11 protein-coding genes are annotated in these 12,636 nt (G+C 72.6%); 5 read left to right on the top strand and 6 right to left on the bottom strand.

Annotation, left to right across the window (positions count from 1 at the left end):
* Window positions 1–58 precede the first annotated feature (58 nt).
* Complete coding sequence (locus tag E5083_RS17910; RefSeq protein WP_135786712.1) at window positions 59–442, top strand: SRPBCC family protein; 384 nt, start codon at window positions 59–61, stop codon at window positions 440–442.
* 26 nt (window positions 443–468) lie between these two features.
* Here the strand turns inward: E5083_RS17910 and E5083_RS17905 are convergent, their stop codons facing one another.
* The gene (locus E5083_RS17905; RefSeq protein ID WP_135786711.1) at window positions 469–1,833 is read right to left on the bottom strand and encodes a DEAD/DEAH box helicase; all 1,365 of its coding nucleotides are present in this window, start codon (window positions 1,831–1,833) and stop codon (window positions 469–471) included.
* A 283-nt stretch (window positions 1,834–2,116) separates the two neighbouring features.
* On the opposite strand from E5083_RS17905, the gene E5083_RS17900 reads away from it, so the two are divergent.
* Window positions 2,117–4,186, top strand: coding sequence for a SpoIIE family protein phosphatase (locus tag E5083_RS17900; protein ID WP_135786710.1), 2,070 nt, complete (start codon window positions 2,117–2,119; stop codon window positions 4,184–4,186).
* A 52-nt stretch (window positions 4,187–4,238) separates the two neighbouring features.
* On the opposite strand, the gene E5083_RS17895 is transcribed toward E5083_RS17900, so the two are convergent.
* Window positions 4,239–4,724 carry a phospholipase gene (locus E5083_RS17895; protein ID WP_135786709.1) on the bottom strand — a complete coding sequence of 162 codons (486 nt, stop codon included), beginning with the start codon at window positions 4,722–4,724 and terminating at the stop codon, window positions 4,239–4,241.
* 249 nt (window positions 4,725–4,973) lie between these two features.
* On the opposite strand from E5083_RS17895, the gene E5083_RS17890 reads away from it, so the two are divergent.
* Both E5083_RS17890 and E5083_RS17885 read left to right on the top strand, forming a co-directional pair.
* On the top strand, window positions 4,974–6,503 hold the full coding sequence (locus E5083_RS17890) for an amidohydrolase (RefSeq protein ID WP_135786708.1): 1,530 nt from the start codon (window positions 4,974–4,976) through the stop codon (window positions 6,501–6,503).
* Window positions 6,490–7,137: an isochorismatase family protein gene (locus E5083_RS17885; protein WP_135786707.1), complete on the top strand. Its 648-nt coding sequence runs from the start codon at window positions 6,490–6,492 to the stop codon at window positions 7,135–7,137. Before E5083_RS17890 ends, E5083_RS17885 begins: the two co-directional genes overlap by 14 nt.
* A 54-nt stretch (window positions 7,138–7,191) precedes the next feature.
* On the opposite strand, the gene E5083_RS17880 is transcribed toward E5083_RS17885, so the two are convergent.
* Window positions 7,192–8,499 carry a lysine N(6)-hydroxylase/L-ornithine N(5)-oxygenase family protein gene (locus E5083_RS17880; RefSeq protein ID WP_208754078.1) on the bottom strand — a complete coding sequence of 436 codons (1,308 nt, stop codon included), beginning with the start codon at window positions 8,497–8,499 and terminating at the stop codon, window positions 7,192–7,194.
* A gap of 98 nt (window positions 8,500–8,597) precedes the next feature.
* On the opposite strand from E5083_RS17880, the gene E5083_RS17875 reads away from it, so the two are divergent.
* Window positions 8,598–9,551, top strand: a complete 954-nt coding sequence (locus E5083_RS17875) for a methionyl-tRNA formyltransferase (protein ID WP_135786706.1) — start codon at window positions 8,598–8,600, stop codon at window positions 9,549–9,551.
* Between the two features lie 21 nt (window positions 9,552–9,572).
* On the opposite strand, the gene E5083_RS17870 is transcribed toward E5083_RS17875, so the two are convergent.
* Genes E5083_RS17870 through E5083_RS17860 form a run of 3 tightly spaced genes read right to left on the bottom strand, consistent with a single transcriptional unit; the run spans window position 9,573 to window position 12,549 of the window.
* Entirely contained in the window at window positions 9,573–10,457 is an 885-nt protein-coding gene (locus E5083_RS17870; RefSeq protein ID WP_135786705.1) for an ABC transporter ATP-binding protein, read from the bottom strand.
* 5 nt (window positions 10,458–10,462) lie between these two features.
* Window positions 10,463–11,557 (bottom strand): FecCD family ABC transporter permease, encoded by a 1,095-nt coding sequence (locus E5083_RS17865; protein WP_135786704.1) that lies wholly within the window; start codon window positions 11,555–11,557, stop codon window positions 10,463–10,465.
* A gap of 2 nt (window positions 11,558–11,559) precedes the next feature.
* Window positions 11,560–12,549, bottom strand: a complete 990-nt coding sequence (locus tag E5083_RS17860; RefSeq protein WP_135787028.1) for a FecCD family ABC transporter permease — start codon at window positions 12,547–12,549, stop codon at window positions 11,560–11,562.
* Window positions 12,550–12,636: the final 87 nt, after the last annotated feature.

Below are 12,636 nucleotides of genomic sequence, written 5' to 3'. Positions count from 1 at the left end.
CCGCGCATCCTCCCGCCCGCCCTCGTACATTGAGCCGGACACCGCTGGGAGGACTGTCATGCGGCATACCGTCACGGTTGCGGGCCCCGCTGCGCCCGATGTGGTCTGGGAGCGGTACGCGCGGTACGAGGAGTGGGCGCACTGGGCGCCGCACCTACGGGCGGTCCGCACAGAGGGCGACGTCATCCGGCCGGGTGCCCGGGGTGAGGTCGAGGTCGCGGGGTTCCTGCGCGGGCGGTTCGAGGTCACCGAGGTCAACGAGGCGGAGGGCGCCTGGGCCTGGAAGGTCAACTTCCTCGGTATACCGGTAGTGGTGGGGCACACCATGCAGCCGCAGGGTACGGGTACCCGGGTCGCGGTTCACCTGACCGCGCCGGTACCGGTACCGCTGGTCTACGCACCCATGGTCGACTGGGCCCTGCACCGGCTGACCCGCGTCTGAGTCAGAGCCCGCGCCGCACGCAGGACTCAGCGCCCCCGCCGCACCTGCGCCGCCCGCCGGGCCTCCGCCAGCTTGCGAGCCTCGCTCGTCTTGCGCGACGGCCGCCCGCCGGAGGCGTCCTTGGTGGAGCCCATCCCCCGGAACGGCGCGTTGGTGTTCTTGGGACGGGACGACGGGCCGCCGTCGAGCGGGGTGCCCGACGGCCTGCGGGCGCCGGTGATACGGGTCAGGGCGGCCTCGCCGGAGCGCACCTTGGTGACCGTCGGCTCGATGCCCGCCTCGGACGTCACCTTGCTCAGCTCGCGCCGCTGGCCCGACAGCACCAGTGTGACCACGCTGCCGGAGCCGCCGCCGCGCGCGGTGCGGCCGGCGCGGTGGAGGTAGTCCTTGGCGTCGGCGGGCGGGTCGACGTTGACCACGAGGTCGAGGTCGTCGATGTGCAGGCCGCGCGCCGCGACGTTGGTGGCCACCAGCGCGGTGATCTGCCCGTCCTTGAACTGCGCGAGGGTACGGGTGCGCTGCGGCTGGGACTTGCCGCTGTGCAGGGCCGCCGCGTGCACCCCGCTGGCGCGCAGGTGCCGGGTGAGCTGGTCGACGCCGTGCTTGGTGTCCCGGAACAGCAGCACCCGGCCGTCGCGCGCGGCGATCTCCGTGGTCACGGCGTACAGGTCCGGCCCATGCACGACCAGGACGTGGTGGTCCATCGTCGTGACCGTGCCCGCCGAGGGGTCGACCGAGTGCGAGGCCGGGTCCTGGAGGTGGTCGCGGACCAGGCCGTCGACATCGCCGTCCAGGGTCGCGGAGAACAGCATGCGCTGACCGTCGGGCCGTACCTGCTCCAGCGCCTCGGTGACCTGCGGCAGGAAGCCCATGTCGCACATCTGGTCGGCCTCGTCGAGGACCGTGATCCCGACCCGGCCCAGACGGCACGCCTTGCGCTCGATGAGGTCGTGCAGCCGGCCGGGGGTGGCGACGACGACCTCGGCGCCGTCGCGCAGCGCGGCGATCTGGCGGCCGATCGACATGCCGCCGACCACCGCGGCCATCCGCAGCCCCAGCGCCTCGGCGTACGGGGTGAGCGCCTCGCTCACCTGCTGGGCCAGCTCGCGGGTGGGTACCAGGATCAGGGCCAGCGGCTGCTTGGATTCGGCCCGGCGTCCCGCCGTACGCGCGAGCAGCGGGAGGCCGAAGGCGAGGGTCTTGCCGGAGCCGGTGCGGGCGCGTCCCAGGATGTCGCGGCCGGCGAGGGCGTCGGGGATCGTGGCCGCCTGGATCGGGAAGGGCTCGCGCACGTCCAGTTCGGCGAGCTTGCGCTGCACCGCGGGCGGCAGGTCCAGGTCGGCGAAGGAGGTGACCGACGGCTGCGACTCGGCGGGGTCCGGGTGGTTCATGACAAGCCTTCCGCAAGAGGGGACGTACCGAGGAAGGCCCGGTAGGACGAGGACGGCGACCGGACGGGCGGGGTCACCGACCGTCACTACCGTGCAAAAGTTTCACGCTAACACAAGGGGCGTACCGGGGTCCGGTCGGCCTGGTACCAGGGTCCGTCCCGTCTGGTACCCCGATCCGCTCGGGCAGGAGCGGACAGGAGGTGCACGGCATAGTGGTATGAGCTGATGCAAAAGACGCGCCCCGTGTACTCGTACCGGGGCGGTCGACGGGAAGGCGACAGGTATGGGTGCCAAGGACCTGTGGGAGCACGGGCCCGGCCCGGCCGAGGACCGGGCGGCCAGGGTGCCCGGCGGCCTGCTCGACCTGCTGCACGCCTCCGCCGTGGTCACGGACGCCGGGGGCCGCATCGTCCTGTGGAGCCCCGAGGCCCAGCAGTTGTTCGGCTACGACGCGACCGAGGCGCTCGGCAGGTCCATGGCCGAGCTGCTGGCGCTGCCCGAGGACGCGCAGCGCATCCGCGAGCTGTTCCGGCAGGCGCAGGTCGGCACCAGCTTCGCGGGGGTCTTCCTCGCGCGGAGCAAGGACGGTTCGACCCGTTCGGTCGAATACCGCAAGGGCCGTCTGCACGACCCCGACGGGAACGTGCTCGGGCTGACACTCGCCGCCGACGTCGACACCGTGCGCCGGGTGGAGAGCGACCTGGCCCTGTCCGAGCTGCTGATCAACCAGTCGCCCGTCGGCCTCGCCGTCTTCGACACCGAGCTGCGCTGGATGCGTATCAACGACGCCCTGACCACCGCGAACGGCGTGACGGAGGAGGACGTGGTCGGGCGGCGTCTCGAGGACACGCTGCCGGGCGTGGACACCCAGGCCATCGAGTCCGCGATGCGGCGGGTGCTGCGTACCGGCGAGCCGATCCTCGACCACCGCACCATCGGCCGCGTCCCGGCCGACCCGGAGCACGACCACGCCTGGTCGGAGTCGTACTACCGGATCGAGGACCGGCGCGGGAAGGTGCTGGGCGTCGCGGTCTCCGTCGTGGACGTCACCGCGCGCCACCTCGCCGCCGCCGAGATCGCGGCCGCGCACCGGCACCTGGCGACCCTCTCCGAGGCCAGCGCCGACATCGGCAGCACGCTCGACCTGCGGCAGACGGCGCGCGAGCTGGCCGAGGCCGTCGTGCCCCGGTTCGCGGACCTGGCGACGGTCGACCTGCTGGAGTCCGTCGCCACCGGACGGCGTACCGCGCCGGGTGACCAGGCCCGGTTCGTCACCGTCGCGGTCGCCCCCGCCGACCCGGACGACGACATGGGCGGCGCCGCGCTGTGGGAGGACCTGGACACCGAGGAACCGGCGCCGATGATGCGCCGCAGCGTGCGGGAGGGAACCCCGGCGATGATCCCCCGTGTGGACTCCGCCGCGCTGCGCCGGATCTCGGGCGACGAACAGGCCGTCGCCGCGCTCCGCAAGGCGGGCGTGCGCAGCTACCTCGTGGCGCCGCTGGTCGCGCGCGGCACCGTGCTCGGCGTGCTCAGCCTGTACCGCACGGGCAACACCCGCCTCTTCGACAGCCGTGACCTGCAGATGGTGTGCGAGATCGTCGGGCGGGCCGCCATCAGCGTGGACAACGCCCTGCTGTACGGGCGTGAGCGGGACACCGCGCTCACCCTCCAGCGCAGCCTGCTCCCGCAGACCCCGCCCGACCAGCCGGAGGGGCTGGAGATCGCGGTCGGCTACCGTCCCGCGGGCAGCGGCACCGAGGTCGGCGGCGACTGGTACGACGTACTGCCGCTCAGCGACGGCAAGGTGGGCCTCGTGGTCGGCGACGTGATGGGCAGCGGTGTCCGGGCCGCCGCCATCATGGGCCAACTGCGCACCACCACACGGGCGTTGGCCCGCCTCGACCTGCCGCCCGCCGAACTGCTCGGCCACCTGGACGAGACCGCCGCCACCCTCAGCGAGTCCTTCGCCACCTGCGTCTACGCGGTCTGCGACCCCAGGCGCGGCACCTGCACCTTCTCCAGCGCGGGCCACCTCCCACCGGTCCTCGTCCACCCGGACCACGAGGCCACCCTCCTCACCGTCCCCACCGCCGCACCCCTGGGCGTCGGCGGAGTGCCCTTCGGCACGCTGGAGGTCAAACTCCCCGAGGGCTCCCTGCTCGCCCTCTACACCGACGGCCTGGTGGAGACCCGGTACGACGCCATCGACGTCGGACTCCACGCCCTCTGCCGCACGTTGGAGCGCGCGACCGGCTCCCTCGGGCAGACCTGCGACATGCTCCTCGACACGGTCGACCACACGTCGGCGGACGATGTCGCGCTGCTGCTGGCGCGGTTCGGCGGGGCGTAGGCCCGCATACGGATGCCGGGCACGCCAACTGATGGCGTGCCCGGCGGAGTTCTCAGGAGCGGGCGGTGTCCGCGCCCTTCAGGCCGAAGATGTCGACCGCGTGGTAGTAGGTCCAGGCCGTGGAGTTGCAGGAGGTCTTGGTGGCGCCGGAGTAGTTGTTGCAGACGCGCTTTAGGTCCTCGTAGAAGGCGGAGTCGATACGGGACTTGTTCGCCGAGAAGGTGCCGGCGGCCTTGTAGTTGCGGTAGCCGAAGTCGTGGCGGGCGCACGCGGTCTGGAAGGGGAAGCCGAAGGGGTTGTCGGGGGAGGAACTGCAGTAGTCCGTCGACCAGTCGAAGCCGTAGGCGGCCCAGGCGCCCTGGTTGCCGCGCGCGGAGACCCAGGAGTTGTAGCTGGCCGCGCTGGTCTGGGTCCAGGAGCTGAGCACCTGCGGCTTGTCGGCGGGCGCCGCCGAGGCGTCACTGGCGAGTACCAGCACCGCGGGGAGTGCCAGAGCGGCACCGGCGGCGGCGAGGGAGACGGCGTGGGGACGGCGCATGGAAGACCTCCGGAGTGTGGGGCCCAGCAAGCCTCGCGGGGTTTGCGAGGCGGGGTCAGCTTGGACCACCACTTGGCGGCCTGAACAGTCCATGTCAAAGAATTCTTCGCGCGAATTCAACAAACTGTCAGCGCGAACCGGGCCCAACTCGGCCAATTCGGCGGGTACATCGCGGGGTGGTGACGCGGAGATAAGGTAAGGCTAACTTTAGTTCGTGCGGTGACGATCCCCGGTGTGGATGGAGGCTTGATGACGGACTTCGTGAGCGTCGAGCGGGAGCGCACGGATCAAGTACGTGCCCATAAAACAGGATTGACGCTCCATCACGTACGGCTCGGTGCGGGCGGGCCCCTCGCCCGGCTGCGGGTCGCCGACGGCCGGGTGACGCACATCCACCTGGACGCGGACACGGCCCCCGTCGAGCACGGCGACCAGGTGCTCGACCTGGACGGCCGTGTCCTCCTGCCCGGCCTGTGGGACGCCCACGTCCACCTCGCGGAGTGGGCCGCCGCCCGCCACCGGCTCGACCTCGCCGGCACGGGCTCCGCACGAGCTGTCGCCGGCCTCGTCCGGGAGCGCGGCGGGGCCAACGACCGTACGGTGCTCTACGGTTACGGCTTCCGCGACGGCCTCTGGCCCGACGCCCCGCACAAGAGCCTGCTCGACGCGGTGCTGCCCGACCGCCCGGTGGCCCTGGTCAGCGCCGACCTGCACGCCGTCTGGCTGAACTCCGCCGGCCTCGCTCTCGCCGGGCGCACCGACCACCCCACCGGGCTGATCCGGGAGCACGAGGGCCACGAGGCGCTGTCCGCGCTGCCCGCCGCCCCGGCCGCGACGGTGGACCGCTGGATCGCCGACGCCTGCCGGGCCGCCGCCGCGCGCGGGGTCACCGGCGTCATCGACTTCCAGTTCGGCGACACGGTCACCGACTGGGAGCGCCGCTCCGCCGACACCCCGCCGGCCGTGCGGGTCGCGGCCGCCGTCTACCCGAGCGGACTGGAATCCGCCCTGGTCAGAGGGCTGCGCACCGGGAGTGAGATCGGCGCCAACGGGGGACTGGTGCGCGTCGGCCCGCTCAAGCTGTTCACGGACGGCTCCCTCAACACCCGTACCGCCCTGTGCCACGACCCCTATCCGGGGCTGGAGGGCACCGACGGCGCCCACGGCATCGAGCAGACCGCGCCCGACGAGCTGATACGCCTGATGCGGCGGGCCTCGGCCCACGGCATCGAGCCCGCCGTGCACGCCATCGGGGACCGCGCCAACACGGTCGCCCTGGACGCCTTCGCGGTCGTCCGCTGCCGGGGTCGCATCGAGCACGCCCAGCTCCTCGACCCCGAAGACCTGCCCCGTTTCGCCGAGTTGGGCGTCATCGTCGGCGTACAGCCCCGGCATGCCACCGACGACCGCGATGTGGCCGACCACCACTGGGCCGGCCGCACCGCCCGCGCCTTCGCCTACGCCGACCTCCTCGCCGCCGGGGCCCGGCTGGAGTTCGGTTCGGACGCGCCGGTCTCCCCGCTGGACCCCTGGCTGGGCATCGCCGCGGCCGTCAGCCGCACCGACGACGCGCGTCCCGCCTGGCATCCGGAACAGCGCCTCTTGGTGCCGGACGCGCTGGTCGCCGCCGCGCGAGGGCGGCGCGCCGTCCGGGTCGGGGACCCGGCCGACCTGGTGGTCGTGGACGTGGACCCGCTGGACGCGGACGCGGACACGCTGCGCACGATGCCCGTGCACGCCACGATGACGGACGGCCGCTGGACGCATGGACCGTACTGAGACCCCGGCCCCCTACGCGATGCCCGATCCGGCCGTGCTGCCCGCCGACCGGTCCGGCTGGGTCATCGAACCGGCCCGCGCGGCCCTGCTGATCCTCAACCCGCAGAACCACTTCCTGCGCGTCCTGCGGGAACGGTCCGCACCGGTGTCCCAACTCGTCGCCGGCATAGCCTTGTTGTGCGAGTCGGCGCGGGCGGCGGGGATACCGGTCCTCTACACCCTCGCCAGTGCCGACGGCCGGGCCGCCGGGCGGGGGACGGCCTTCGGGCACCCCGCGCTGCTCCGGGACGGGGACGCGCGCGAGGTCGCGGAGGAGATCCGGCCGCAGGTGGGGGACAGCCTGCTGACGGCCAAGCGGTTCAGCGCGTTCGCCGGGACCCGGCTGCGCCACCGCCTCGCCGAGCTGGGCCGGGACCAGCCGGTGATCACCGGGGTGTTCGCGCGGACCCAGGTGCTGCTCACGGCGGCCGACGCCGCGATGCAGGACATGGAGCCCTTCGTCGTCGCGGACGCGGTGGCCGACCGGGCGCCCGGCCAGCACCGGATGGCCGTGGACTGGATCGCCGCGACCTGCGGCGCGGTCCGCAGCGTGACGGGCGTGGCGGACGTCTTCGGCGGCCCGCCGGCCCCCTGAGAGCAGGACCCCGGAGCCCCGGCGGGACCGTCCGCCAGGGCTCCGGGGAGTTTGTCAGGCCGGAACGCGGCCCGCCAGCACGGAACGGTGGATCTCCTCCGCCCGGACGGCGACCGTCGACAGCAGGGTGCTGGTCAGCCCGTGAGTGTGCTCGGTGCCGCCCTGGAGGTAGATGCCCGCCGTGACCTCCGGCGCCGTCTCGACCCGATGATCGCGGCCCACCCGGATCTCGTCCTCGTCGTCCCGCAGGCAGAGCTTGGCCGCCTCGCCGAGCAGCGGGGTCAGATCGCGGGGGCGGTAGCCGGTGGCGAGGACCAGCACATCGGTGGGGAGCACCTGGCGTTCACCGGTGGGCAGGAACTCCACGGTGACGTCCAGCGCGCCGCCCGCGCCCGCGTCGACCGAACGGACGCGGGAGACGTTGAGGAAGCGCAGCCGCTCCCGCCCGGACACCTTCTCCCGGTACGCGGTGGCGTACAGCGCCTCGATCAACTCCATGTCCACCACGGAGTAGTTGGTCGAGCGGTGGTAGTCGAACAGCGACTGCTTGACCTCCGACGGCGCCGAGAAGTAGACGTCCACCGCCTCCGGGTCGAAGATGCGGTTGGCGAACGGGCTGTCGTCGGCCGGGGTGTAACCGTACTTGGCGAAGACCGAGCACACCTCCGCCTCCGGGAAGGTGCGGTGCAGATAGTCCACCGCCTCCGCACCGCTCTGCCCGGCCCCGAGCACGACCACGCGCCGCACCGGGGCCCCGGAGTCGGCCAGTTGGACCGAGCGCGGGATCAACTGACTGTTGTGCCAGACCCGTTCGCCCAGTTCCAGACCGGGCGGCACATGCGGCTCCAGGCCCATCGCCAGGCTGATGTTGCGGGCCCGGTGGGTCACCGTCCCGCCGGAACCGGCGGTGTCGCGGCAGGTGACGTCGAAGTACGCCACCTGACCGTCGTCGTCGCGCACCGGGTCCACGGCGACGGCCTCACTGCCGTACGCGACCAGGTGGGACACCCGCTCGGCCGCCCACTCGAAGTATTCGTGGAACTCCATGCGCAGCGGGAACAGCGTCTTCTGGTTCAGGAAGTCGATCAGCCTGCCCCGTTCACGCAGGAAGCACAGGAAGCTGTAGTCGCTGGTCGGGTTGCGCAGCGTGACGAGGTCCTTCAGGAAGGACACCTGCATCGTGGCGTCGTCGATCAGCATGCCCCGGTGCCAGCCGAAGCCCGACTGGCGTTCCAGGAACAGTGCGTTGAGACGGTGGCCTGCTGAACGGCCCGCGTTGTGTTCCTCAACCGCTATGGACAGAGCGAGATTTGACGGTCCGAATCCGATACCGAGCACGTCGTGGACGACGTCGGAACCCATGCGGGGTGACTTCACCTTGGCATCGCCTCCCTCAGGCAGGCCCATGCTAGATAAGGTAAGGCTTACCTAGCAATGGAGTCTGTGAAGGGAAGGGCTGTATGCGGGTCGTCATGCTCGGCTACCAGACCTGGGGTCACCGCACGCTGCAGGCGCTGCTCGACTCCGAGCACGAGGTCGTCCTCGTCCTCACCCACCCGAAGAGCGAACACGCCTACGAGAAGATCTGGGACGACAACGTCGCCGAACTCGCCGAGAAGCACGGCGTCCCCGTACTGCTGCGCAACCGCCCCGACGACGCCGAACTCCTCGCCGCCGTACGGGAGTCACGACCGGACATCATCGTCGCCAACAACTGGCGCACCTGGCTGCCCCCCGAGCTGTTCGACCTGCCCGAGCACGGCACCCTCAACATCCACGACTCGCTGCTGCCCTCCTACGCCGGCTTCTCCCCGATCATCTGGGCGCTGCTCAACGGGGAGGAGCGGGTCGGCGTGACCGCGCACCGGATGAACGGCGAACTCGACGCCGGGGACATCCTGGTGCAGCGCTCGGTGCCGGTCGGCCCCACCGACACCGCGACCGACCTGTTCCACCGCACCGTCGACCTCATCGCGCCGCTGGTGCGCGAGTCGCTGGACCTCATCGCCTCCGGCCGGGACGCCGGCCGGTGGATACCGCAGGACCGCTCCCGCGCCAGCTTCTTCCACAAGCGCTCCGCCGAGGACAGCCGCATCGACTTCAACTGGCCCGCCGAACGCCTGGAGCGCCTCGTACGCGCCCAGTCGGACCCGTACCCCAACGCGTACGCCTACCACCGCGGGGAGCGGCTGCGGATCGTCTCCGCCGCCGTCTCCGAGGGGCGGTACGGGGGCACGCCGGGGCGGATCTTCATCCGCGAGGGTGACGGGGTGGTCGTCGTGGCCGGCGCCGAGGCGCACACCGGGCGCTGCCGGGGGTTGCTGGTGAAGCGGGTGCGCACGGACGACGGCACCGAGTACGCGGCCGCCGACTACTTCCGCACCATGGGCGGATACCTCACCTCGCGCCCCTGAGCCGCGCGCGGCGGCGGCCGGTCAGTCGACGGCCGCCGCCGGGACGGCGTCCGCGAGGCCCGCGCCGTCGTCGTGGTGGCGGCCGAGCGGGATGACCAGCGGGGTGCCGCTGACCGGGTCCGGCGCGATCCGGCAGCGCAGCCCGAACACGTCGTCCACGGTCCGCTCGGTCACCACCTCGGCGGGCGGGCCCTCGGCGACGATCCGGCCGGCCTTCATGGCGATGACGTGATCGGCGTACCGGCACGCCTGGTTGAGGTCGTGCAGCACCATCACCACGGTGCGGCCCTCGCGCCGGTTCAGGTCGGTGATCAGGTCCAGTACGTCGATCTGGTGGGCCAGGTCGAGATAGGTGGTCGGCTCGTCCAGCAGCAGTACGGGCGTGCCCTGGGCGACGGCCATGGCGATCCAGGCCCGCTGCCGCTGGCCCCCGGACAGCTCGTCCACCGGGCGGTCCGCGAGATCGGTGAGCCCGGTCGCGGTGAGCGCCCCGCGCACCGCCTCCTCGTCCGCCGCCGACCACTGCCGCCACCAGGTCTGGTGCGGTGAGCGCCCCCGGCCCACCAGGTCGGACACGGTCAGCCCCTCCGGCGCCACCGGCGTCTGCGGCAGGATGCCCAGCTTGCGTGCCAGCTCCCGCGTCGGCACCTCGCGCAGGGCCACCCCGTCCAGCTCGACCACACCCTGACGCGGCGTCAGCAGCCGGGCCAGCGCCCGCAACAGGGTGGACTTCCCGCAGGCGTTGGCGCCGACGATCGCCGTGATCCGGCCGGTCGGCACCGTGAGGTCCAGGTTCTCCACGACCGTCCGCCCGTCGTAGGCGAGCCGCAGCCCACGGGCACCCAACTCCGGTCCGCTCACGGGTGACTTGGTCGTGCGCTGGACGCGCGGTTCGGTGGTCGGCATGTGCATCAGCCTCCAGAGCCCGCGCGGTTGGCGCGGATGAGCAGCCACAGCAGGACCGGCGCGCCGAGGGCGCCGGTGACGATCCCGACCGGCAGTTCCGTACCCGGCACCGCCTCGCGGGCGAGGAGGTCGGCGCCGAGCACGGTGAACGCGCCGGTGAGACCGGAGACAAGAGGGGGCGGCGAGGAGGTGCCCGCCACCCGCTGGGCGATCTGCGGACAGGCCAGCGCGACGAACGCCACCGGCCCCGCGGCCGCCGTACCGAAGGCGACCAGGCCCACGCCGGTCAGCAGCAGCGCCAGCCGGACCGGCTGCACGGGGGTGCCGAGCCCGGCGGCCACGTCGTCGCCGAGCTGGAGCGTGCGCATCCAGCGGCCCAGGCCCAGGGCGAGCGGCAGCAGCGCGGCCGTGGCGAGCGCCAGGGTGTCGACCTGCTCCCAGGTACGGCCGTTGAGGTTGCCGACCAGCCAGCCCACGGCCTCCTGCGCCTGGAACCGGTCGCCCCGCGCCACAAGGAAGTCGGTCGCGCTGGTGCAGATCCAGGAGACACCGATGCCGACGAGGATGATCCGGTACCCGGTCGCGCCGCCCTTCCACGCCAGCGCGTACACCAGCAGCGCGGTCACCAGCGCGCCCAGCAGACCCAGCGTCGACAGGCCGAGTCCGCCCGTCCAGCCGAGGACCACGGCGGCGACCACCGCCGTCCCCGCGCCCTCGGTGAGCCCGATCATGTCGGGGCTGGCCAGCGGGTTGCGGGTCATGGTCTGGAACACCGCGCCGGACACCCCGAAGGTCACGCCGACGAGCAGCCCGGTCAGGGCGCGCGGCAGCCGGAGGTCCTGGACGACGGTGACCGTGCCGGGGTCGCCCGCGCCGACGAGCGCCCGGACCACGTCGGGGAGGGACACCGGGTAGTCCCCGAGGGCCAGGCCCCAGCAGAACAGCAGGAACGCGCCGATGGCCACGGCCACGCCGGTCAGCAGCAGCCGGGGACGCAGCATCCCGGAGACCGGGGGGACGGCGAGCCGGAAGGGCCGGTCGCGCAGGACGGGGGACGCGGTGAGCTTCCCCGGAACGGTGATCTTCGTGGGGGCGGCCATGCTCACACCTCCGCGAGCTTGCGGCGGCGGACCAGGGCGATGAAGAACGGGCCGCCGAGGAAGGCGACCAGCACACCGGCCTGGATCTCGGTGGGACGGGCCACCGTCCGGCCCAGGATGTCGGCGGCGAGCAGCAGCGCGGGCGCGATCGCGGCGGACAGCGGCAGCAGCCAGCGGTAGTCCGGGCCGATCCCGGCGAACTGGGCCAGCAGCCGCGCGATGTGCGGCACGACCAGGCCGAGGAAGACCACCGGGCCGATGACCGCCACCGAGGCGCCGGTCAGCAGCACCACCGCCGTCACCCCCTGAAGCCGGACCAGACCGAGCCGGCGGCCGAGCGAAGCGGCCACGTCGTCCCCGAGCGCCATGCTGTTGAGCGCGGGCGCACTGGCCAGCGCCAGCACGGCGCCGACCGCGAGGAAGGGCAGGATGCGCAGCAGGTCGCCGGTGTCCTTGTCGGCCAGCGAGCCCGCCGACCAGAAGCGGTACCGGTCCAGCGCGTCCTGGTCGGTGAGCACCACGGCGCTGGTCAGCGAGGACAGCATCGAGGTGACGGCCACCCCGGAGAGCGCCAGCTTCACCGGAGTTGCCCCGGACCGGCCCAGCCGCCCCAGGAAGAACACCAGCACGCTCGCGGCGAACGCCCCGGCGAACGCGAACCACACATAGCCGTACAGCGAGCCCACCCCGAACACCGCGACCGCCACCACGATGGCGAACGACGCGCCCGCGCTGACCCCGAGGATGCCGGGGTCGGCCAGCGGGTTGCGGGTCAGCGCCTGCATCAGCGCACCCGACATGCCGAGCGCCGCGCCGGTCGTCAGGCCGAGCAGGGTGCGGGGGACGCGGACCGACCAGATCACGTTGTCCACCAGCCGGCTCGGCGGATGGCCGAGGACTGACCGGACGACCTGGCCGAGCGGCACGTTGAGCGCGCCCAGCGCCACCGACAGCACGGACAACAGCACGAGCAGCGCGACGACCAGGGCCACCAGCCCGGTGGTGCGGAGTCCTCTTCCTTGGCTTCTTCCCAGTGCCACGTGCCGGTCTCCATACCGTCGTCCGAGGTGCCGCCGAGC

It is taken from the genome of Streptomyces bauhiniae, assembly GCF_004784475.1.
Taxonomy (GTDB): domain Bacteria; phylum Actinomycetota; class Actinomycetes; order Streptomycetales; family Streptomycetaceae; genus Streptomyces; species Streptomyces seoulensis.
The sequence above is the reverse complement of the archived record's forward strand: the minus strand, read 5'-3'. Positions and strand labels throughout refer to the sequence as shown.

What these genes read in the sequence shown, in the direction of transcription:
- E5083_RS17910 (WP_135786712.1), top strand. Translation starts at nt 59, where the DNA reads ATGCGGCATACCGTCACGGTTGCGGGCCCCGCTGCGCCCGATGTGGTC.
- E5083_RS17905 (WP_135786711.1), bottom strand. Translation starts at nt 1,833, where the DNA reads ATGAACCACCCGGACCCCGCCGAGTCGCAGCCGTCGGTCACCTCCTTC.
- E5083_RS17900 (WP_135786710.1), top strand. Translation starts at nt 2,117, where the DNA reads ATGGGTGCCAAGGACCTGTGGGAGCACGGGCCCGGCCCGGCCGAGGAC.
- E5083_RS17895 (WP_135786709.1), bottom strand. Translation starts at nt 4,724, where the DNA reads ATGCGCCGTCCCCACGCCGTCTCCCTCGCCGCCGCCGGTGCCGCTCTG.
- E5083_RS17890 (WP_135786708.1), top strand. Translation starts at nt 4,974, where the DNA reads ATGACGGACTTCGTGAGCGTCGAGCGGGAGCGCACGGATCAAGTACGT.
- E5083_RS17885 (WP_135786707.1), top strand. Translation starts at nt 6,490, where the DNA reads ATGGACCGTACTGAGACCCCGGCCCCCTACGCGATGCCCGATCCGGCC.
- E5083_RS17880 (WP_208754078.1), bottom strand. Translation starts at nt 8,499, where the DNA reads ATGGGTTCCGACGTCGTCCACGACGTGCTCGGTATCGGATTCGGACCG.
- E5083_RS17875 (WP_135786706.1), top strand. Translation starts at nt 8,598, where the DNA reads ATGCGGGTCGTCATGCTCGGCTACCAGACCTGGGGTCACCGCACGCTG.
- E5083_RS17870 (WP_135786705.1), bottom strand. Translation starts at nt 10,457, where the DNA reads ATGCCGACCACCGAACCGCGCGTCCAGCGCACGACCAAGTCACCCGTG.
- E5083_RS17865 (WP_135786704.1), bottom strand. Translation starts at nt 11,557, where the DNA reads ATGGCCGCCCCCACGAAGATCACCGTTCCGGGGAAGCTCACCGCGTCC.